The sequence below is a fragment of the Pseudomonas sp. HOU2 genome, from assembly GCF_040729435.1.
GTDB lineage: Bacteria > Pseudomonadota > Gammaproteobacteria > Pseudomonadales > Pseudomonadaceae > Aquipseudomonas.
Window position 1 is genome coordinate 3,951,771 of the sequence record NZ_CP160398.1, and the last position, 21,975, is coordinate 3,973,745.

Here is a 21,975-nt window from a genome sequence, read left to right on the forward strand (position 1 = left end):
AACAATGATAAACGATATTGTTTCTCAAGTGCGCCTTGCGGGGAGGGCGGAGGTTTGCTAGAGCATGATCTGGTGATCATTTGTGGCGAGGGAGCTTGCTCCCGCTCGGCTGCGTAGCAGTCGTTAATCCTGAGAGGGGCATGACTGAAGTCAAAGCGAGGAATGCTGCGCATCCCAGCGGGAGCAAGCTCCCTCGCCACAGAGGCTTGCAGGTTTTTAAAGGCCAGAAACGCAAAAACCCGCTTTCGCGGGTTTTCGGGAAACTCAACGTCGTAACCTTGAGTTTGAATTGGTGCCCAGAAGAAGACTCGAACTTCCACGACCGTAAGGTCACCAGCACCTGAAGCTGGCGTGTCTACCAATTTCACCATCTGGGCATTCATCGCGAGCGTTGCCGCTGTTGATGTGGCGCACTATACGGAGCGCTTTTTGATCTGTAAACCCCTGATTTAATTTTAATTAATCAGTTTTAACAAACCCGTTTCCTAGAATGCAAAAAACCCGCTTTCGCGGGTTTTGTGTGAGTCTTGAAACTGATCTAGTCTCAAACTCGAAATTGGTGCCCAGGAGAAGACTCGAACTTCCACGACCGTAAGGTCACCAGCACCTGAAGCTGGCGTGTCTACCAATTTCACCACCTGGGCATCTCGTCAACGTGTGTACGTCGTCGATGGCGCGCACTATACGGAGCGCCTTTTTAACTGTAAACCCCTGTCAGCAAAAAAAATGAATTTTTTTACCAGCGGTGTTCAAAAAAGCTTTCAGGCGTCGATACAAGGCTCCAGAAGGGCCTTATAGAGTCGGAAATTTCCCGTTTGATGGCGCCTATGCCAAACTAACCCGCATATAGACAAGGTGAAAACTCTCTAATGGCCGATTGGCAGTCCCTCGATCCCGAGGCCGCTCGTGAAGCGGAAAAATATGAAAACCCTATTCCCAGCCGCGAACTGATCCTGGCGCATCTCGCCGATCGGGGTTCGCCTGCTGCCCGCGAGCAACTGGTCGAAGAGTTTGGTCTGACCACAGAAGACCAGATCGAAGCCCTGCGCCGCCGCCTGCGCGCCATGGAGCGCGACGCTCAATTGATCTACACCCGCCGTGGCACCTATGCGCCGGTGGACAAGCTCGACCTGATCCTCGGCCGCATCAGCGGTCACCGCGACGGTTTCGGCTTCCTGGTGCCGGACGACGGTAGCGATGACCTGTTCATGAGCCCGGCGCAGATGCGTCTGGTGTTCGATGGCGACCGTGCGCTGGCCCGTGTTTCCGGTCTCGACCGTCGTGGCCGCCGTGAAGGCGTGATCGTCGAAGTGGTGTCCCGTGCCCACGAAACCATCGTCGGTCGCTACTTCGAAGAGGGCGGTATCGGTTTCGTCGTTGCCGACAACCCGAAGATCCAGCAGGAAGTGCTGGTTACGCCAGGCCGCAACGCCAACGCGCAGATCGGTCAGTTTGTCGAGGTGAAAATCACCCACTGGCCGACGCCGCGCTTCCAGCCGCAAGGCGATGTGGTCGAAGTGGTCGGCAACTACATGGCGCCGGGCATGGAAATCGATGTCGCGCTGCGCACCTACGACATTCCGCACGTCTGGCCTGAAGCTGTTCTGAAAGAAGCCGCCAAGCTCAAGCCGGAAGTCGAAGAGAAAGACAAAGAGAAGCGTGTCGACCTGCGCCATCTGCCGTTCGTCACCATCGACGGCGAAGATGCCCGCGACTTCGACGACGCGGTCTACTGCGAAGCCAAGCCCGGCAAGCTGCGCCTGTTCTCCGGCGGCTGGAAGTTGTACGTGGCGATCGCCGACGTTTCCAGCTACGTGAAGATCGGTTCGGCCCTGGACAATGAAGCCCAGGTGCGCGGCAACTCGGTGTACTTCCCCGAGCGCGTGGTGCCGATGCTGCCTGAGCAGCTGTCCAACGGCCTGTGCTCACTGAACCCGCACGTCGATCGTCTGGCCATGGTTTGCGAGATGACCATCTCCAAGTCTGGCGAAATGACCGACTACTGCTTCTATGAAGCGGTGATCCATTCCCACGCCCGTCTGACCTACAACAAGGTCAGCGCGATGCTGGAAACCCCGAAAGCCACCGAAGCACGCAAGCTTCGCGGCGAATACACCGACGTGGTGCCGCACCTCAAGCAGCTGTATGCGCTGTACAAGGTGTTGCTGGCGGCCCGTCACGTGCGTGGCGCGATCGATTTCGAAACTCAGGAAACCCGGATCATCTTCGGTTCCGAGCGCAAGATTGCCGAAATCCGTCCGACCACCCGCAACGATGCGCACAAGCTGATCGAGGAATGCATGCTGGCCGCCAACGTGGCCACTGCCGAATTCCTCAAGAAGCACGAAATCCCTGCGCTGTACCGCGTCCACGACGGCCCGCCACCGGAGCGTCTGGAAAAGCTGCGCGCGTTCCTCGGCGAACTCGGCCTGTCCCTGCACAAAGGCAAGGACGGCCCGTCGCCGAAGGACTATCAGGCTCTGCTGGCAAGCATCAAGGACCGTCCGGATTTCCATCTGATCCAGACCGTGATGCTGCGCTCCCTGAGCCAGGCGGTGTACAGCGCCCAGAACGAAGGCCACTTCGGCCTGAATTACGAAGCCTATACCCACTTCACGTCGCCGATCCGTCGTTACCCGGACCTGCTCACGCACCGCGCCATCCGCAGCGTGATCCATTCGAAACAGGACACTCCGCACGTTCGTCGTGCCGGGGCGATGACCATTCCGAAAGCGCGCATCTATCCGTACGACGAAGCGGCGCTGGAGCAGCTCGGCGAGCAGTGCTCGATGAGTGAGCGCCGTGCCGACGAAGCCACCCGCGACGTAGTGAACTGGCTCAAGTGCGAGTTCATGAAGGATCGCGTCGGCGAGTCGTTCCCGGGTGTGATCACCGCCGTGACCGGTTTTGGCCTGTTCGTCGAGCTGACCGATATCTACGTCGAAGGCCTGGTGCACGTCACCGCGCTGCCGGGCGACTACTACCACTTCGACCCTGTGCATCACCGCCTGGCGGGCGAGCGCACCGGTCGCAGCTTCCGTCTCGGCGATACCGTTGAAGTGCGCGTGATGCGCGTCGACCTCGACGAGCGCAAGATCGACTTCGAGATGGCTGAAAAAACCATCAGCGCGCCGATCGGTCGCAAGAAACGTGGCGCCGATACCGCAGCACCTGCGAGCAAGGCTGTGGAAGACAAGGCTCCGGCGAAAACCGCCAGCCGTCGTCCGGCCAAAGAGAAAGCTGTCGAGGCCTATCGCCCGAGCGATGCCGTGGCGAAAAACGCCGAGCTGCGCAAAAGCCGTGAATTGAAGAAGGCCTTGTTGGCCGAAGCCAAAAGCGGTGGTAAAGCGGCGTCTGGGGGAAAGACCGGACGGTCGGCGCCTGAGAAGGCCGTCGGCGGCAAGCCAGCCAAACCCAGCAAACACCGTAAAGGCCCGCCAAAAGCGGGTTCGGCTCCAGCCAAGAGTGGCGGGTCGCGTAAACCGAAGGCGAAGTCATGAGTCAGTTGGAAAAAATCTACGGCGTTCACGCGGTAGAAGCGTTGTTGCGTCACCACCCGAAACGCGTCAAGCAGATCTGGCTGGCTGAAAGCCGCAACGATCCGCGCGTGCAGACCCTGATCGAACTGGCCAACGAAAATCGTGTGCAGATCGGTCAGGCCGAGCGCCGCGAAATGGATGCCTGGGTTGAAGGCGTGCACCAGGGCGTGGTGGCGGACGTCAGTCCGAGCCAGGTCTGGGGCGAGGCGATGCTCGACGAGCTGCTCGACCGCACCGAAGGCGCGCCGCTGTTGCTGGTGCTCGACGGCGTGACCGACCCGCACAACCTCGGCGCCTGCCTGCGTTCGGCGGATGCTGCCGGCGCGCTGGCGGTGATCGTGCCCAAGGACAAGTCGGCCACCCTGACGCCGGTGGTGCGTAAAGTGGCTTGCGGCGCGGCGGAAGTGATTCCGCTGGTGGCGGTGACCAACCTGGCGCGCACTCTGGAAAAGCTTCAGCAGCGCGGTCTGTGGGTGGTCGGCACGGCGGGTGAGGCCGAGGTCAGCATTTATGACCAGGACCTGACCGGCCCGACCATCCTGATCATGGGCGCTGAAGGCAAAGGCATGCGTCGCCTGACCCGCGAGCACTGCGACTACCTGGTGAACCTGCCGATGGCCGGTAGCGTCAGCAGCCTCAACGTGTCCGTGGCCACCGGTGTGTGCCTGTTCGAAGCGCAGCGCCAGCGCGGTGCCAAGGCCAAGGCAGCCGCCAAGAAGTAAACCTCGCTGTGTGGCTTGTAGGAGCTGTCGAGTAAAACGAGGCTGCGATCTTTTGATCTTGTTTTTTAAAAAATCAAAGTCAAAAGATCGCAGCCTTCGGCAGCTCCTACAGGTGTCTCCCGGTGATTGTTCAAATAATCACCAATTGCCTTGCGCCTGCGCAGTCCCTTCTCTACAATTGCGCCCCTTGCTGTGACGGCAGGCACGCATGTGCCCCGCGCCAGCAAGTCCATAAGTGTCATTCACTCCTTGTCTGACCGTTTTTGAGCGGCAGGCTACAACCCGTAAGGAGCATTCATGCGTCATTACGAAATCATCTTTCTGGTCCACCCTGACCAGAGCGAGCAAGTCGGCGGCATGGTTGAGCGTTACACCAAGCTGATCGAAGAAGACGGCGGCAAAATCCACCGTCTGGAAGACTGGGGCCGTCGTCAACTGGCCTACGCAATCAACAATGTTCACAAGGCTCACTACGTGATGCTGAACGTTGAGTGCACTGGCAAGGCCCTGGCCGAGCTGGAAGACAACTTCCGCTACAACGATGCAGTGATCCGTAACCTGGTCATCCGTCGCGACGAAGCCGTTACCGGCCAGTCCGAGATGCTCAAGGCTGAAGAAAACCGCAGTGAGCGCCGTGAGCGTCGCGACCGTCCTGAGCACTCCGACGCTGATGGCGTTGAGGGTGATGACAGCGACAACAGCGATAACGCTGACGAGTAATCCACGGACCTTTTAAGGAGCCTATCAAATGGCACGTTTCTTCCGTCGTCGTAAATTCTGCCGCTTCACCGCTGAAGACGTGAAAGAGATCGATTACAAAGATCTCAACACTCTGAAAGCCTACGTATCCGAGACCGGCAAAATCGTTCCAAGCCGCATCACCGGTACCAAAGCTCGTTATCAGCGTCAGCTGGCCACCGCTATCAAGCGCGCCCGCTTCCTGGCCCTGCTGGCCTACACCGACAGCCACGGCCGCTGAGACCGGGCAGTCGACAAGTAGCAAAGGATTGAATGCATGCGCGCCTTAGCTGAGTTCATCATGCGCGGCCGCATGCAGGCCACTCTCGTAGTGGCCGGGTGTGCAACATTGCCGTTGTTGTATTGGTTGGGTGCTGCCGCCGGGAGCCTGGTGCTTCTGCGGCGCGGACTGACGGACGCCCTGGGCGTTCTGTCGCTGGGACTGCTGCCGGCATTGATCTGGTGGCTGTATGCCGATGATCCACGGGCGCTTCTGGTGCTGCTGGGGTCTTCGGGGCTTGCGTTGGTGTTGCGCGCAAGCGAGTCCTGGGTTCGCACGCTGCTGGTCAGCGTAGTGATGGGAGTGGTGTTTTCAGTGGTGCTCGGGGCAGCGTTTGCGGCCCAGATCGAGATGCTCGCGCAGGCCTTGATAAAGGTCATGCCGGCGCTTCTTGGTGAAACCTACAAGCAATTGTCGGTCGATGAGCAAGCGCGTTTCGCGTCCCTGATTGCACCAGTCCTGACCGGACTGATTGCGGCTTTGTTGCAGATCGTCAGCGTGCTGAGCCTGATTGTCGGGCGGCATTGGCAGGCGTTGTTGTACAACCCGGGTGGTTTTGGTCGCGAGTTTCGCGCCATCCGGATCCCGCTGGGACCGGCGATGTTGCTGCTGGCGTTGATGCTTCTGGGCCCGAATCTCGGTGCACAGATGGCCATGTTGACGCCGTTGTGCAGTGTACCGCTGGTGTTCGCCGGACTCGCCCTGATTCACGGGCTGGTCGGGCAGAAGCGACTGGCCGGTTTCTGGCTGGTGGGGTTGTACGTGACACTGCTGCTGTTCATGCAGCTGCTCTATCCGTTGCTCGTGGTTCTGGCCATTGTCGACAGCCTGATTGATTTTCGCGGTCGTCACGTGTCGAAAGGCACCGATAACGCGAACGGTGAAGGTTAAAAGTTAAGAGGATTTCCACATGCAACTGATCCTTCTGGAAAAAATCGCCAACCTGGGCAACCTGGGCGACAAAGTAAACGTTAAGGCCGGTTACGGCCGTAACTACCTGCTGCCTTTCGGCAAAGCTACCGCTGCGACCGCTGCCAACCTGGCTGCGTTCGAAGAGCGTCGTGCCGAGCTGGAAAAAGCTGCCGCAGACCGTAAAGCATCGGCTGAAAGCCGTGCTGCCCAACTGGCCGAGCTGGAAGTGACCATCACTGCCACCGCTGGCGACGAAGGCAAGCTGTTCGGTTCGATCGGTACTCACGACATCGCTGACGCACTGACCGCTTCCGGCGTTGAAGTGCAGAAGAGCGAAGTTCGTCTGCCGAACGGCACCATCCGCAACGTGGGTGAATTCGACGTGGCTGTGCACCTGCACGCCGAAGTTGAAGCCACCGTACGCGTTGTCGTGGTAGCAGCTTAAGCAATACTTGTCGGCTGGCACCCTCGGGTGCTTGCCGGTAACATCGGGCACGATCCTGTTTACAGGTCGTGCCCTTTGTCTTTCTGGTAATCCCGTTTTCAAACCTGACTCCAAGTGGCCATGAACGAAATCACCGCTCCCGAGCAATACGATCTGCAAACCGCCGCGCTGAAAGTGCCGCCGCATTCCATCGAGGCCGAACAGGCCGTACTCGGTGGTCTGATGCTGGACAACAACGCCTGGGAACGCGTGCTCGATCAAGTCTCCGACGGCGATTTCTACCGACATGACCACCGTCTGATCTTCCGTGCGATCGCCAAACTGGCCGATCAGAACATGCCGATCGACGTCGTGACCCTTGCCGAACAATTGGACAAGGAAGGTCAGACGTCCCAGGTCGGCGGCCTCGGTTACCTCGGCGAGCTGGCGAAAAACACGCCGTCCGTCGCCAACATCAAGGCCTATGCGCAGATCGTTCGCCAGCGGGCGACGTTGCGCCAGTTGATCGGTATCAGCACTGAAATTGCCGACAGCGCCTTCAACCCCGAAGGTCGCACCGCCGAGGAAATCCTCGACGAAGCCGAGCGGCAGATCTTCGCGATTGCCGAGGCCCGGCCAAAAACCGGCGGCCCGGTGGGCGTGAATGACCTGCTGACCAAGGCCATCGACCGCATCGACACCCTGTTCAACACTGCCGACGCGATTACCGGTCTTTCCACCGGATATACCGACCTCGATGAGAAGACCAGTGGCTTGCAGCCGTCCGACCTGATCATCGTCGCCGGCCGTCCGTCGATGGGTAAAACCACCTTCGCCATGAACCTGGTGGAAAACGCCGTACTGCGCAGCGACAAGGCGGTGCTGGTGTATTCCCTCGAGATGCCAGGCGAATCGCTGATCATGCGTATGCTTTCGTCCCTGGGCCGTATCGACCAGACCAAAGTGCGTTCCGGTCAGCTTGAAGACGACGACTGGCCGCGCCTGACCTCGGCGGTCAACCTGCTCAACGATCGCAAGCTGTTCATTGACGATACCGCCGGTATCAGCCCGTCGGAAATGCGTGCGCGGACCCGGCGGCTGGTGCGCGAGCACGGCGACATCGGCCTGATCATGATCGACTACCTGCAGTTGATGCAGATTCCGGGTTCCAGCGGTGACAACCGGACCAACGAGATTTCCGAGATCTCGCGATCCCTCAAAGCCCTGGCCAAGGAATTCAACTGCCCGGTGGTGGCGCTGTCGCAGCTCAACCGTTCCCTGGAACAACGTCCCAACAAGCGTCCGGTGAACTCCGACTTGCGGGAATCCGGAGCGATCGAGCAGGACGCCGACGTCATCATGTTCGTGTACCGGGACGAGGTGTATCACCCGGAAACCGAGCACAAGGGCATCGCCGAAATCATCATCGGCAAGCAGCGGAACGGCCCGATCGGCTTTATCCGCCTGGCTTTTATCGGTAAGTACACCCGCTTCGAAAACCTCGCGCCGGGCAGTTACAACTTCGACGACGACGAGTAACGTCGAGCACTTGTGGCGAGGGCGCTTGTTCCCGCCGGGTTGCGCAGCCGCCGCCAGAATTCGACTGCTGCGCAGCCGATCGGGAGCAAGCTCCCTCGCCACAGGTAAAGCACAATTTCCGACCACAGTCGTCGGAATTGGTCAAAATTTGTGCTATATTCCGCGCCCGCGAAATTCAATGAAAGCCAACACCGGTTATCGACATGCAAGCAGCCAAGCCGTTATTTGACTATCCAAAGTACTGGGCCGAATGTTTCGGGCCAGCGCCGTTCCTGCCGATGAGCAGGGAGGAGATGGATCAGCTCGGCTGGGATTCCTGCGACATCATTATCGTCACCGGTGATGCCTACGTCGATCACCCGTCGTTCGGCATGGCGATCATCGGCCGGCTGCTGGAGTCCCAGGGCTTCCGCGTCGGGATCATCGCCCAGCCGAACTGGCAGTCCAAAGACGACTTCATGAAGCTCGGCGAGCCGAACCTGTTCTTCGGCGTCGCGGCCGGCAACATGGACTCGATGATCAACCGCTACACCGCGGACAAGAAAATCCGCTCCGACGACGCCTACACCCCGGGTGGCATGGCGGGCAAACGTCCGGATCGCGCGAGCCTGGTCTACAGCCAGCGCTGCAAGGAAGCTTACAAACATGTGCCGATCGTCCTCGGCGGCATCGAAGCTTCGCTGCGCCGCATCGCCCACTACGACTACTGGCAGGATCGCGTGCGCAACTCGATCCTGATCGACGCCAGCGCCGATATTCTGCTGTACGGCAACGCCGAGCGCGCCATTGTCGAAGTGGCCCAGCGCCTTTCCTACGGGCACAAGATCGAAGACATCACCGACGTGCGCGGCACCGCGTTCATCCGTCGTGACACGCCGCAGGGCTGGTACGAAGTCGATTCCACGCGCATCGACCGTCCGGGCAAGGTCGACAAGATCATCAACCCGTACGTAAACACTCAGGACACCCAGGCCTGCGCCATCGAGCAAGAGAAGGGGCCGGTGGATGATCCCGAGGAAGCCAAGGTCGTACAGATCCTGGCCAGCCCGCGCATGACCCGCGACAAGACCGTGATCCGCTTGCCGTCGATGGAAAAGGTGCGTAACGATCCGGTCCTGTACGCCCACGCCAACCGCGTGCTGCACCTGGAAACCAACCCGGGCAACGCCCGCGCGCTGGTGCAGAAGCATGGCGAGATCGACGTCTGGTTCAATCCGCCGCCGATTCCGATGACCACTGAAGAAATGGACTACGTGTTCGGCATGCCTTACGCACGGGTTCCGCACCCGGCGTACGGCAAGGAAAAGATCCCGGCCTACGACATGATCCGTTTCTCGGTGAACATCATGCGTGGCTGCTTCGGCGGCTGCACCTTCTGCTCGATCACCGAGCACGAAGGCCGGATCATCCAGAACCGTTCCGAAGAATCGATCATTCGCGAAATCGAAGAGATCCGCGACAAGGTCCCGGGCTTCACCGGCGTCATCTCCGACCTCGGCGGCCCGACCGCGAACATGTACCGCATCGCCTGCAAGAGCCCGGAAATCGAGTCCGCGTGCCGCAAGCCGTCCTGCGTGTTCCCCGGCATCTGCCCGAACCTGAACACCGACCACTCGTCGCTGATTCAGCTGTACCGCAGCGCCCGTGCCTTGCCGGGTGTGAAGAAGATTCTGATCGCCTCCGGCCTGCGTTACGACCTCGCGGTCGAGTCGCCGGAGTACGTCAAAGAACTGGTGACCCACCACGTCGGCGGGTACCTGAAGATCGCCCCGGAACATACCGAGGAAGGTCCGCTCAACCAGATGATGAAACCGGGCATTGGCAGCTATGACAAGTTCAAGCGCATGTTCGAGAAGTACACCAAGGAAGCAGGCAAAGAGCAGTACCTGATCCCGTACTTCATCGCCGCGCATCCGGGCACCACCGACGAAGACATGATGAACCTGGCGCTGTGGCTCAAGGGCAACGGCTTCCGTGCCGACCAGGTGCAGGCGTTCTACCCGTCGCCGATGGCCACCGCCACCGCGATGTACCACTCGGGCAAGAACCCGCTGCGCAAGGTCACCTACAAGAGCGACGGCGTGACCATCGTCAAGAGCGAAGAGCAGCGCCGCCTGCACAAGGCGTTCCTGCGTTATCACGATCCGAAAGGCTGGCCGATGCTGCGTGAAGCGTTGATCCGCATGGGTCGTGGTGATCTGATCGGTCCGGGCAAGGATCAGTTGATTCCGCTGCATCAACCGGCCACCGACAGCTACCAGAGCGCCCGTCGCAAGAACTCGACGCCGGCCGGCAGCCACAAGGTCGCGAAAGAGAAGACCACCAAGATTCTCACCCAGCACACCGGCCTGCCACCGCGTGCCAGCGACGGTGGCAATCCTTGGGACAAGCGTGAACAAGCCAAGGCTGCGGCGTTTGCCCGCAACCAGCAGGCGGCCAAGGAGCGCAAGGAAGCAGCCAAGGGCAAGGGGCCGAAACCGGCTCGCAAGCCGGTCGTTCCGCGCTAAACCGCTTTTTGTTTCAACAGAACGCCAACCTTCGGGTTGGCGTTTTGCATTTCAGGTGTCAGGAAATTTGCTGAAGTCACTGCCCTCATCGCTGGCAAGCCAGCTCCCACAGGTTTATCTGTCGCTCACAAAACTGTGGCCACCGAGGAACCTTGTGGGAGCTGGCTTGCCAGCGATGGGGCCAGATCAATCACCTCATCAATCACTGCCCGCCACATTTAGGCGCAACTTCCTCGAACCATTTCCCCGCATCGCCCGATTTTGGTGCTGTACTGCCCTGAGCATTCCGGGAAAGCGCCCAAGCCCCTGCATGGCATAAGTCTTGCGCGCTTTCGAATACGCTTAGGCTCGCAGGAGGCACGCCGTGTCGATTCATGTCGCATTGCATCACGTCACGCATTACCGCTACGACCGCGCTGTCGAACTCGGCCCGCAGATCGTTCGCCTGCGCCCGGCCGCCCATAGCCGTACGCGGATTCTCTCCTATGCGTTGAAAGTCTCGCCCGAGCAGCATTTCATCAACTGGCAGCAAGACCCGCAGGGCAACTACCTCGCGCGTCTGGTATTCCCCGAGAAAACCGACGAGTTGCGCATCGAAGTCGACCTGCTGGCCGAGATGGCGGTGTTCAATCCGTTCGACTTCTTCCTCGAACCCTACGCCGAGAAAATCCCCTTCACCTACGCCGCCGATGAGCGCAAGGAGCTGGCGCCGTACCTCGAAACCCTGCCGCTGACCCCGGCATTCAAAGCCTATCTGGACGGGATCGACCGCACGCCACTGCCCGCCGTGGATTTCCTGGTGATGCTCAACCAGCGCCTCAGCGAAGACATCCGTTACCTGATTCGCATGGAACCGGGCGTGCAGACTCCGGAACATACCCTCGAACATGCGTCCGGCTCCTGTCGCGACTCGGCGTGGCTGCTGGTGCAACTGCTGCGTAACCTCGGGTTGGCCGCGCGGTTTGTCTCTGGCTACCTGATTCAACTGACCGCTGATGTGAAGAGTCTCGACGGCCCATCCGGTACCGAGGTGGATTTCACCGACCTGCATGCCTGGTGCGAGGTGTACTTGCCCGGTGCTGGCTGGATCGGTCTGGATGCCACGTCCGGGCTGTTCGCCGGTGAAGGGCATATCCCGCTGGCCTGCAGTCCCGATCCGTCTTCGGCCGCGCCGATCAGTGGCCAGGTCGAGCCGTGCGAATGCCAGTTCAGCCACGAAATGTCGGTGGAGCGGATCTGGGAAGCGCCACGGGTGACCAAGCCCTACACCGTTGAGCAATGGCTGGCGATTCAGGCGTTGGGCCGGCAGATCGATGCCGACCTGCTGCAAGGTGATGTGCGCCTGACCATGGGCGGCGAGCCGACCTTCGTTTCCATTGACGATCCGGACGGCGCCGAATGGAACACTGCCGCGTTGGGGCCGGACAAGCGCCGACTGTCCGCCGAACTGTTCCAGCGCATGCGCCAGCACTATGCGCCGAAAGGTCTGGTGCATTTCGGTCAGGGCAAGTGGTATCCCGGCGAGCCATTGCCGCGCTGGTCGCTCAACTGCTATTGGCGCCGCGACGGCGTGCCGATCTGGCACAACAACGCGCTGATCGCCGATGAGCAGCAGGACTACGGCGCCGATGGCGAACTGGCCGGGCGTTTTCTGGCGAGCGTCGCTGAACGCCTGAAACTGCCGGCACGCTTCGTGTTTCCGGCCTACGAAGACAATTTCTATTACCTCTGGCGTGAGGGCGCGCTGCCGAGCAACGTCAGCGCCGAAGACTCGCGTCTTGATGAACCGCTGGAGCGTGCGCGTCTGCGCAAGGTCTTCGCTCAGGGCCTGGATAAAGTGATCGGCCAGGTGCTGCCGCTGGCGCGCACCGCCAAGGGTGATCAATGGCAGAGCGGGCGCTGGTATCTGCGCGACGAGCATTGCCGGCTGGTGCCGGGGGATTCGCCGCTGGGCTATCGCCTGCCGCTCGGTTCGCAGCCGTGGGTGAAGGCCGCCGAGTATCCGTTTATTCATCCCAACGATCCGAATCAGGACTTCCCCGAGCTGCCGGACACCACCCAGCTCAACAGCCATGCCGAACCCGCCACTGCCGCCGAACGTGCGCCGACAATCGACGAGTCCGCCGACTGGCTGACTCGCACCGCCTTCTGCGCCGAAGCGCGCGATGGGCGTCTGTATCTGTTCATGCCGCCGCTGGAGCGGGTCGAAGACTATCTGGAGCTGGTGGCGGCCATTGAAGCCACCGCCGAAGAGCTGCATTGCCCGGTGCTGCTGGAAGGTTACGAGCCGCCGAGTGATCCGCGCCTGAGCAATTTCCGCATCACCCCGGATCCGGGCGTGATCGAGGTCAACGTGCAGCCGTCCGCAACTTGGGACGAACTGGTCGAGCGCACCGAGTTTCTCTATGAACAGGCGCGACAGACGCGGCTGACCACCGAGAAATTCATGATCGACGGACGCCACACCGGCACCGGCGGCGGTAATCATTTCGTCCTCGGTGGCGCGACCCCGGCGGACTCACCGTTTCTGCGCCGCCCGGACCTGCTGCGGAGTCTGATCAGCTACTGGCACAACCACCCGTCGCTGTCCTATCTGTTTTCCGGCTTGTTCATCGGCCCGACCTCGCAGGCGCCGCGGGTCGATGAAGCGCGCAACGACGCCCTGTACGAACTGGAAATCGCCTTCGCGCAGATGCCTGAACCGGGCGAAGCGTGCGCACCGTGGCTGGTGGATCGCCTGCTGCGCAATCTGCTGATTGACGTCACCGGCAACACTCACCGCGCCGAGTTCTGCATCGACAAACTGTATTCGCCGGATGGCGCCACCGGGCGTCTCGGCCTGCTGGAGCTGCGCGCCTTCGAAATGCCGCCGCATGCGCGGATGAGCCTGGCTCAGCAGTTGTTGCTGCGCGCGCTGGTCGCACGCTTCTGGCGCGAGCCCTATGCGCCGCCGAAACTGGCGCGCTGGGGCACCGAGCTGCACGATCGCTTCATGCTGCCGCACTTTATCGAGCAGGATTTCGCCGACGTCATCGTCGAACTGAACAGCGCCGGTTATCCATTGCGCGCCGAGTGGTTCGCTGCGCATCTGCAGTTCCGTTTTCCCAAGGTCGGCGATTACGCGGTCAGCGGCATCGAGATGGAGCTGCGCCAGGCGCTGGAACCTTGGCATGTGCTGGGCGAGGAGGGTACGGCGGGTGGCACGGTGCGTTATGTCGATTCGTCGCTGGAGCGTTTGCAGATAAAGCTCAGCGGCTTGCCGCCGCAGCGGTATCTGCTGACCTGCAACGGCATTCCGCTGCCGCTGCAACCGACCGGGCGCATCGGTGAGTTCGTCGCCGGCGTGCGCTTTCGGGCCTGGCAACCGGCCAACTGCCTGCAACCGACCATCCCGGTGCATGCGCCGCTGGTGTTCGACCTGCTCGACACCTGGATGCAGCGTTCGCTGGGCGGTTGCCAGTACCACGTTGCACACCCGGGCGGGCGCAATTACGAGACGCTACCGGTCAATGCCAACGAAGCTGAGAGCCGGCGCATGGCGCGGTTTTTCCGCATCGGACACACGCCGGGGAAACTTCCGATACCGAACCTGACAATCTCCGACGAGCTGCCGATGACGCTCGATTTGCGACGTTTCTAAGTCCTGCACGACATGCGGATTTTTCGTATATCCGCACGTCATGTGCCTGCGTTAGTCTGACCGTTCCCTGCTGTCTGCCGAGCTTTCCATGCCTGACCTGCTAGACCGCTACCCGCTGACGGCGGGCACTTATCACGAACTGCTGAACGACAGCGGGGAAGTGCGCCCGCACTGGCGGCGGCTGTTCGATCAATTGCAGCGCAGCACCCCGGCGCAACTGGTGCAGCGGCAGGCGTTGCTGGCCCGGCAGATTCAGGAAAACGGCGTGACCTACAACGTCTATGCCGATCCCAAGGGCGCTGACCGTCCGTGGGAACTGGACCTGCTGCCGCACGTGATTGCTGCTGATGAGTGGCAGCAAATGTCGGTGGGAATTGCCCAGCGAGCACGCCTGCTCAACGCGGTACTGGCCGATCTGTACGGGCCGCAGCGGCTGATCAGCGAAGGGCTGTTGCCGGCGGAGCTGGTGTTCGGCCACAACAATTTTCTCTGGCCTTGTCAGGGCATCGCGCCACCCGAAGACGCCTTTCTGCATCTGTACGCCGTGGATCTGGCGCGGGCGCCGGACGGGCGCTGGTGGGTCACGGCCGATCGTACCCAGGCTCCGTCGGGGGCGGGTTATGCGCTGGAAAACCGCACCATTGTTTCGCGGGCGTTTCCCGAGCTGTACCGCGATCTTAAAGTGCAGCATCTGGCCGGATTCTTCCGCACCCTGCAGGAAACCCTCGCGCGTCAGGCGCCGTGTGACGATGATGCGCCACTGGTGGTGTTGCTGACGCCGGGGCGCTTCAACGAAAGCTATTTCGAACATTTGTATCTGGCGCGCCAGCTCGGTTATCCACTGGTGGAGGGCGGGGACCTGACGGTGCGCGACGCCACGGTGTACCTGAAAACCCTCAGCGGCCTGCGCCGGGTGCACGCGATCATGCGCCGGCTCGACGATGACTTCTGCGATCCGCTGGAGTTGCGCACCGACTCGGCACTCGGTGTGCCCGGCTTGCTGGAAGCGGTGCGTCAGGGTCGGGTGCTGGTGGCCAATGCCTTGGGCAGCGGCGTGCTGGAGTCGCCGGGATTGCTCGGATTTTTGCCGAAGATCAATCAGTACCTGTTCGGCGAAGAACTGCTGCTGCCGTCCATCGCCACCTGGTGGTGCGGCGAGGCGCCGGTATTGGCGCAAGCGCTGGAAAAGCTTCCGGAGCTGCTGATCAAACCGGCGTTCCCCTCACAAAGCTTCGCCCCGGTGTTCGGCCGCGATCTGAGCGAACAACAGCGTCAGGCGCTCGCCGAGCGGATGCAGGCGCGGCCATACGCCTATGTCGCACAAGAACTGGCGCAGCTGTCCCAGGCGCCAGTCTGGCAGGCTGAAGACGGCCAACTGCAACCGCGAGCGATCGGCATGCGCGTGTACGCGGTGGCCAGTGGTGACGGTTATCGCGTATTGCCCGGTGGACTGACCCGGGTCGCCGCCGAGGCCGATGCGGAAGTGGTGTCGATGCAGCGCGGCGGGGCGAGCAAGGACACCTGGGTGTTGGGCGAGCGTGCGCCGAGTGGCGAGCAATGGAAAACCCAGCGCAATGTCGGCTTGCACGATCTGGTGCGCCGCGATCCGTACCTGCCCTCGCGGGTGGTGGAGAACCTGTTCTGGTTCGGCCGTTACTGCGAGCGTTGCGACGACAGTGCGCGACTGCTGCGGATCATGCTTGCGCGGTATGTCGATGGCGATGACCCGCAAGCCTTGCAGGCCGCCGTGGAGCTGGGCGAGCGGCTGAATTTGCTGCCGGAGGAGGGCGAGTTGCCGGAGCGGCTGCTGGCGGCGCTGCTCGGCGAGGACTGGTCGTTCAGCCTGCGCTCCAACCTGCAGCGCCTGCAGTGGGCGGCCTCGCAGGTGCGCGGCAAGCTTTCGCGGGAGAACTGGCAGGCGTTGGTCGAGTTGCAGCGCGAGGCGCTGGAACTGGACACCGAAGAGCCGGACTTCGGCGAGTTGCTGGATTTCCTCAATCGGCTGGTGATGTCGCTGGCGGCGCTCTCGGGTTTCGCGCTCGACGACATGACTCGCGACGAGGGCTGGCGCTTTCTGATGATCGGCCGGCGCATCGAGCGGTTGCAGTTTCTCAGCAGCAGTCTTGCAGCGTTTCTGCGCGGCGCCGGGGCGTTCGATCAAGCGGGGCTGGAATGGCTGCTGGAGTTGGGCAACAGCAGCATCACCTACCGTTCGCGGTATCTGGCGGTGGCGCAGTTGATTCCGGTGCTCGATCTGTTGCTGCTGGATGAGCAGAACCCGCACGCGGTGCTGTTTCAGTTGAAACTGGTGACCCGCACGCTCAAGCGATTGAATGATGATTTCGGCGTGCCTCGCGAGGCGGGGTTTCCGCAATTGGTCGAGCGTCTGGCGCGGTTTGATCTGGGCTGTCTGGAGAACCCGCTGTTCGGGGAGAACAGCGTGCGTGCTGCGCTCGATGGTCTGGCGGATCTGCTGCAAGAGATTGCCGAGGCCAGCGGGCAGGTCTCGGATCGTCTGGCGCTGCGCCACTTTGCCCATGTCGATGATGTCAGCCAGCGCACGGTGTCCGTCTGATGAGCTCGCATTACCAGATCTTTCACGACACCTGTTACCACTACGACAGCCCGGTGTCGCTGGCACAGCAATTGGCGCACCTGTGGCCCCGTGAATGCACATGGCAGCGCTGCACCGAGCAGCAATTGCTGATCAGCCCGCAGCCGACGACGCGGCGGGATGAGCTGGATGTGTTCGGCAATCCGCTGACTCGTCTGGCCTTCGAGCGCCCGCATGATGAATTGCAGGTCAACGCCAGGCTCACGGTCGAGGTGCTGGCGCGGCCACTGGCGGATTTCAGTCTGTCCCCAGCGTGGGAGCAGACGCGCAATGCGCTGACCTACAGCAGCCAGCCGTTGTCCGCCGAGACGCTTGAGGCTTGTCGCTATCGGTTTCAGTCACCCTATGTGCATTTGAAACGCAGCTTCGTCGAGTTTTCCGAGAGCTGTTTTCCGCCGGGCCGCCCGTTGCTGCTGGGCGTGCAGGCCTTGATGCAGAAGATCTTCAGCGAGTTTACCTTCGATGCCGAGGCGACGCAGGTGGCGACGCCGCTGGTCGAGGTGCTGGAGCGCCGGCGCGGCGTGTGTCAGGACTTCGCGCATTTGATGCTCGCTTGCGTGCGTTCACGGGGGCTGGCGGCGCGCTACATCAGTGGCTATCTGCTGACCCAGCCGCCACCGGGGCAGCCACGCCTGATCGGCGCCGATGCGTCGCATGCCTGGGTGTCAGTGTTTTGTCCGGTGCTGGGCTGGGTGGATTTCGATCCGACCAACAATGTGCAGCCGGCGCTGGAGCACATCACCCTGGCGTGGGGCCGGGATTTTTCCGATGTGTCGCCGTTGCGTGGGGTGATTCTGGGGGGCGGTTCGCATGATCCGGAAGTGCGGGTCACGGTGATGCCATTGGAATAAGGAAATTTCACTGGCGGGAGCCAATGTGGCGAGGGAGCTTGCTCCCGCTCGACTGCGAAGCAGTCGCAAAACAATTTGAGGTCGCTGCGCAACCCAGCGGGAGCAAGCTCCCTCACCACAGATCGCTCCCGCAGGGAGCGAATCAGCAATCAGCTCAGGCGTCAGGCGCCTGGTCTTTCGGTGCATCAACATCAACATCGTCGTCAGTCGCCACTTCCCCGTCAGGGTTCAGTGCCGCTTCTTCAGCCTGCTGTTTCTTGCGCTGAAGCTTTTCCTCTTTCTTCTTTTCCTTTTCCAGGTCTCGTTGACGTTTGGCGAAGGAGTAATTGGGTTTGGCCATGGGCGATCCTCTGGGGTCGAAGGTGAGGTTGAGCGGCGCGTATTCTGCCCTGTATCGGTGCCCGGCGGTTAGCCAGGTTTTTGGTCGACCCACTTGGGCGTGACGGTCGGCTGCCACTGGTCCAGGGCGTCGAGCAGGATTTGTGGCGATTCGCTCACTTGCAGCATGTCACGGTGTGGCGCGCGAACGAAGCCTTCGCCGACGATATGGTCGAGAAATGCAGTGAGTTTGCTGTAAAAACCGTTCACTTCCAGCAACCCCAGCGGCTTGCCGTGGTAGCCGAGCTGGCCCCAGGTCCAGACTTCGAACAGCTCTTCCAGCGTGCCAAGACCGCCGGGCAACGCAATGAACGCATCGCTCAGCTCGGCCATGCGTGCCTTGCGCGCGTGCATGCCATCGACGACTTCGAGACGGCTCAGGCTTTTGTGGCCGATCTCCTTGTCCATCAGGCTTTGCGGAATGATCCCGATCACTTCGCCGCCAGCGGCCAGTGCGGCGTCGGCGACAAGGCCCATCAATCCCACGGCACCACCGCCGTAAACCAGCGTCAGCCGGCGCTCGGCGAGAGCCCGGCCAAGGGCTAGGGCGGCTTCGGTGTAAGCCGGGTCAGTGCCGGCGTTGGCACCGCAAAATACACAAACGGATGTGAGAGACATGCCTTCCTCCTGGGTCAATCCGTCACAGGGTAATGGCTGGCACGCCTCGATCCAAGGGCTAAGCTTCGCGTTCTGGCGATTCAAAGGTACCGCTGGCGCCACAGGCATAGGCGGCGAGCAAACTGCACAACAGACCGTTAAAGAACATGACAGGCACTCCGTTCAGTAGATGCGCCGATCATAGGCCCGGCCAGGGAATCTGGCCGGTAGATTGTTTCGATGAGTGCCATAGCCTGAAAGTTGTATACAATTTTTGACTCAAGTCATAGGAACTTGCGAAGATTTCAGGCAGTCTTTCCACCATTAGTGTTTTTGTTAACCCTGCCTTGGAGATTCACCATGTTTTCCAAAGTTGTTGCGGTATCCCTGCTGGCTCTGGCCAGCAGCCAATTGATGGCTGCCGAGTGCAAAACCACCGTAGATTCCACCGATCAGATGTCCTTCAACACCAAAGCCATCGAAATCGACAAGAGCTGCAAGACCTTCACCGTCGAACTGACTCACTCCGGCAACCTGCCGAAGAACGTCATGGGCCATAACCTGGTGATCAGCAAAACCGCTGACATGCAGGCGATCGCCACCGACGGCCTGGCCGCGGGCATCGACAAGAACTACCTGAAAGACGGCGACGAGCGCGTTATCGCTCACACCAAGATCATCGGCGCTGGCGAAAAAGACACGCTGACCATCGACGTATCGAAGTTGGCCGCAGGTACCGATTACGGCTTCTTCTGCTCCTTCCCGGGCCACATCTCGATGATGAAAGGCACCATTGCTGTGAAGTAATGGCTGCAGGCATAAAAAAAGCGTCCCTCGGGACGCTTTTTTCGTTTCTGTAGGAGCTGCCGCAGGCTCGGGCCGCGATCGGACGATCTTTTGATGTTGTTTTTGAAGATCAAAAGATCGCAGCCTCGTTTCACTCGACAGCTCCTACAGGGGCTTTCAACTTACGGGGCAAACGGCATCACACGCTTGTGATGAGTCTTGTTGTACGTATTGACGATGATGTCGAACGCTTCCTGACGCACCGGCTCGCCGTGCAGGAAGGCGTCGATCTCGGCGTAGGTTACGCCATGGGAGGCTTCGTCCGGTTTGCCCGGCGACAGGTCTTCCAGATCCGCGGTCGGCACTTTTTCCACCAGCGATTCCGGTGCGCCGAAGCTGCGGGCGATCGCCCGGACCTGGTTTTTCACCAGACCGCTGAGCGGGGCCAGGTCGCAGGCGCCGTCACCGAACTTGGTGAAGAAGCCCATCACCGCTTCCGCCGCGTGGTCGGTGCCGATCACCAAACCGTGCGCCGCGCCGGCGATGGTGTACTGGGCGACCATGCGCATCCGCGCCTTGGTGTTGCCGAGCACGAAATCCACCGACACCGCATGTTTGCCTTCGAACGCCGCCACTTCACTGGCCAGCGATTTGACCGCCGGGCCGATGTTCACGGTGTGGCGTTCGTCCGGGGCGATGAAATCCACCGAAGCCTGGGCGTCGTGTTCATCGAACTGGGTTTCGTACGGCAGGCGCACGGCGATGAACTTGTAGCTGCTGTCGCCGGTGCGCTCGCGCAGTTCACGCATGGCGCGCTGGGCCAGCAGGCCGGCGGTCAGCGAATCGACGCCGCCGCTGATGCCCAGCACCAGGGTCTTGAGCCCGGAATTGACCAGGCAATCCTGGATAAAGGTGATGCGCCGGGCGACTTCCGCTTCGAGGGCCTGATGCCCGGCGAATGGCGGTTGCACCTTGAGCTGTTCAGCAATCTCACGCTGTACGGCTTGCATGAATTCACTCCTTGCTAGATAGACTGGAATCGGCAGGAACCTGGAACACGTGTCGCAAATAGGCGACGAAATTCGGGTCTTTGCAGTGGGTCTTGCCGGGCTCGTCGGAGATCTTCGCCACCGGCTGGCCGTTGCAGGCGGTCATTTTAAGCACGATGCTCATCGGTTCGACACCCGGAATGTCACAGGTCAGGTTGGTACCGATGCCAAAGCTGACGTTGATTCGTCCGTGCAGCGCGCGGAAGATCTCCAGCGACTTGGGCAGGGTCAGGCTGTCGGAGAACACCAGGGTCTTGCTCATCGGGTCGATGCCAAGCTTGTGGTAGTGGGCGATGCATTTTTCGCCCCACTGCACCGGATCCCCGGAATCGTGGCGCAGGCCATCGAAGAGCTTGGCGAAAAACAGATCGAAATCGCCGAGGAAGGCGTCGGTGGTGATGCAGTCGGTGAGAGCGATCCCGAGCAGACCACGGTACTCGCGCACCCAGCAGTCGAGGGCGGCGATCTGGCTGTCGATCAGCCGTGGGCCGAGTTGCTGGTGGGCCATGATCCATTCATGGGCCATGGTGCCCAGCGGTTTCATGTCCAGCTCCCGGGACAGGTGCACGTTGCTGGTGCCGACGAAGCGCCCGGGGAAATCGTGCTTGAGCACGTTGACCACTTCTTCCTGCACGCGATACGAAAAGCGCCGGCGGGTGCCGAAGTCGGCGACCTGCAACTGCGCCAGTTCGTCGGCCGAAGCGTTGGCGCTGAGCCAGTCGAACTTGCGATACAGCTGTTCCCGCGCCTGCACCAGTTCGATTTCCCGGTAGCGATAGCGGTTGCGCACTTCGCTGACGATCGCCAGCAGCGGCACCTCGTAGAGAATCACATGCAGCCACGGGCCGCGCAGACGGATGAACAGTTCGCCGTTCTCGATGCCAGTGTGCAAGTAACGCAAATTGAAGCGGAACAGGCCGAGAAAGCGCAGGAAATCCGGCTTGAGGAAGGTGATGCGCTCGAGAAAACTCAACTGGTCGGCACTCAGGCTCAGCTCGGCCAGGCGCTCGATCTGGTAGCGAATCTCGGCCAGATACGGCCGCAGATCCTCGCTGTTACGGCAACGGAACTCCCATTCGACTTCGACGTTGGGGTAGTTGTGCAGCACCGCCTGCATCATCGTCAGTTTGTAGAAGTCGGTGTCGAGCAGGTTCTGCACGATGCGATCGGCAAATACACTCTCGCTCATAAACGGGGTCTCCAGGTGCACCGCGCGGTTGCGCGGGATCAATCAATGACGCTAGTGGCGCATATCAATGGTGGGGATTGCCAGCAATTTTTGCGCTGAATGAAGGCAACTGTGGCGAGGGAGCTTGCTCCCGCTGGGTGGCGAAGCCGCCCCGATGTCGATATCCCCGATAATGTCAGTTACAACGCGTCTGTCGCCTTACGACGGCTG

General features: G+C 60.9%; 16 protein-coding genes and 2 tRNA genes. 12 read left to right on the top strand and 6 right to left on the bottom strand.

All coding sequences use genetic code 11. The features are described 5' to 3' along the window. Positions 1–290: 290 nt before the first annotated feature. Both ABV589_RS17835 and ABV589_RS17840 read right to left on the bottom strand, forming a co-directional pair. Positions 291–377, bottom strand: a tRNA-Leu gene (locus tag ABV589_RS17835). Positions 378–557: 180 nt separating this feature from the next. Beyond that, positions 558–644, bottom strand: a tRNA-Leu gene (locus ABV589_RS17840). Between the two features lie 225 nt (positions 645–869). Here ABV589_RS17840 and rnr point away from each other — a divergent pair. The 11 genes from rnr (at position 870) to ABV589_RS17895 (ending at position 17,766) form a co-directional block, all read left to right on the top strand. Beyond that, positions 870–3,500: a ribonuclease R gene (gene rnr, locus ABV589_RS17845; protein ID WP_027611420.1), complete on the top strand. Its 2,631-nt coding sequence runs from the start codon at positions 870–872 to the stop codon at positions 3,498–3,500. Further along, positions 3,497–4,261, top strand: a complete 765-nt coding sequence (rlmB, locus tag ABV589_RS17850) for a 23S rRNA (guanosine(2251)-2'-O)-methyltransferase RlmB (protein ID WP_003221131.1) — start codon at positions 3,497–3,499, stop codon at positions 4,259–4,261. The genes rnr and rlmB overlap by 4 nt, the downstream gene beginning before the upstream one ends. A gap of 297 nt (positions 4,262–4,558) precedes the next feature. Beyond that, positions 4,559–4,981 carry a 30S ribosomal protein S6 gene (rpsF, locus tag ABV589_RS17855; protein ID WP_003221133.1) on the top strand — a complete coding sequence of 141 codons (423 nt, stop codon included), beginning with the start codon at positions 4,559–4,561 and terminating at the stop codon, positions 4,979–4,981. Between the two features lie 28 nt (positions 4,982–5,009). Then, entirely contained in the window at positions 5,010–5,240 is a 231-nt protein-coding gene (rpsR, locus tag ABV589_RS17860) for a 30S ribosomal protein S18 (protein ID WP_002551829.1), read from the top strand. A gap of 36 nt (positions 5,241–5,276) precedes the next feature. Then, on the top strand, positions 5,277–6,170 hold the full coding sequence (locus ABV589_RS17865; protein ID WP_367082813.1) for a hypothetical protein: 894 nt from the start codon (positions 5,277–5,279) through the stop codon (positions 6,168–6,170). Between the two features lie 19 nt (positions 6,171–6,189). After that, on the top strand, positions 6,190–6,636 hold the full coding sequence (gene rplI, locus ABV589_RS17870) for a 50S ribosomal protein L9 (protein ID WP_003221136.1): 447 nt from the start codon (positions 6,190–6,192) through the stop codon (positions 6,634–6,636). A 120-nt stretch (positions 6,637–6,756) separates the two neighbouring features. Beyond that, positions 6,757–8,154, top strand: coding sequence for a replicative DNA helicase (gene dnaB / locus ABV589_RS17875; RefSeq protein ID WP_007967455.1), 1,398 nt, complete (start codon positions 6,757–6,759; stop codon positions 8,152–8,154). 203 nt (positions 8,155–8,357) lie between these two features. After that, complete coding sequence (locus ABV589_RS17880; protein WP_115985407.1) at positions 8,358–10,661, top strand: YgiQ family radical SAM protein; 2,304 nt, start codon at positions 8,358–8,360, stop codon at positions 10,659–10,661. 364 nt (positions 10,662–11,025) lie between these two features. Beyond that, positions 11,026–14,301 (top strand): transglutaminase family protein, encoded by a 3,276-nt coding sequence (locus tag ABV589_RS17885; RefSeq protein ID WP_367082814.1) that lies wholly within the window; start codon positions 11,026–11,028, stop codon positions 14,299–14,301. 88 nt (positions 14,302–14,389) lie between these two features. Next, positions 14,390–16,876, top strand: coding sequence for a circularly permuted type 2 ATP-grasp protein (locus ABV589_RS17890; protein WP_367082816.1), 2,487 nt, complete (start codon positions 14,390–14,392; stop codon positions 16,874–16,876). Further along, complete coding sequence (locus tag ABV589_RS17895) at positions 16,876–17,766, top strand: transglutaminase family protein (protein ID WP_367082817.1); 891 nt, start codon at positions 16,876–16,878, stop codon at positions 17,764–17,766. Before ABV589_RS17890 ends, ABV589_RS17895 begins: the two co-directional genes overlap by 1 nt. Before the next feature lie 154 nt (positions 17,767–17,920). Here ABV589_RS17895 and ABV589_RS17900 read toward each other — a convergent pair whose 3' ends face one another. Both ABV589_RS17900 and ABV589_RS17905 read right to left on the bottom strand, forming a co-directional pair. Further along, positions 17,921–18,106 carry a hypothetical protein gene (locus tag ABV589_RS17900; RefSeq protein WP_007967464.1) on the bottom strand — a complete coding sequence of 62 codons (186 nt, stop codon included), beginning with the start codon at positions 18,104–18,106 and terminating at the stop codon, positions 17,921–17,923. Positions 18,107–18,174: 68 nt separating this feature from the next. After that, positions 18,175–18,762: a TIGR00730 family Rossman fold protein gene (locus ABV589_RS17905; RefSeq protein WP_367082819.1), complete on the bottom strand. Its 588-nt coding sequence runs from the start codon at positions 18,760–18,762 to the stop codon at positions 18,175–18,177. A gap of 339 nt (positions 18,763–19,101) precedes the next feature. Between ABV589_RS17905 and azu the strand changes: the two genes are divergently transcribed. Beyond that, positions 19,102–19,548, top strand: coding sequence for an azurin (azu, locus tag ABV589_RS17910; protein WP_367082820.1), 447 nt, complete (start codon positions 19,102–19,104; stop codon positions 19,546–19,548). A gap of 161 nt (positions 19,549–19,709) precedes the next feature. Here azu and nadE read toward each other — a convergent pair whose 3' ends face one another. Next, complete coding sequence (nadE, locus tag ABV589_RS17915; protein WP_367082822.1) at positions 19,710–20,537, bottom strand: ammonia-dependent NAD(+) synthetase; 828 nt, start codon at positions 20,535–20,537, stop codon at positions 19,710–19,712. A 4-nt stretch (positions 20,538–20,541) separates the two neighbouring features. Beyond that, a complete protein-coding gene (pncB, locus tag ABV589_RS17920; protein ID WP_003221154.1) occupies positions 20,542–21,765 on the bottom strand; it encodes a nicotinate phosphoribosyltransferase in 1,224 nt (407 codons plus the stop codon). Positions 21,766–21,975: the final 210 nt, after the last annotated feature.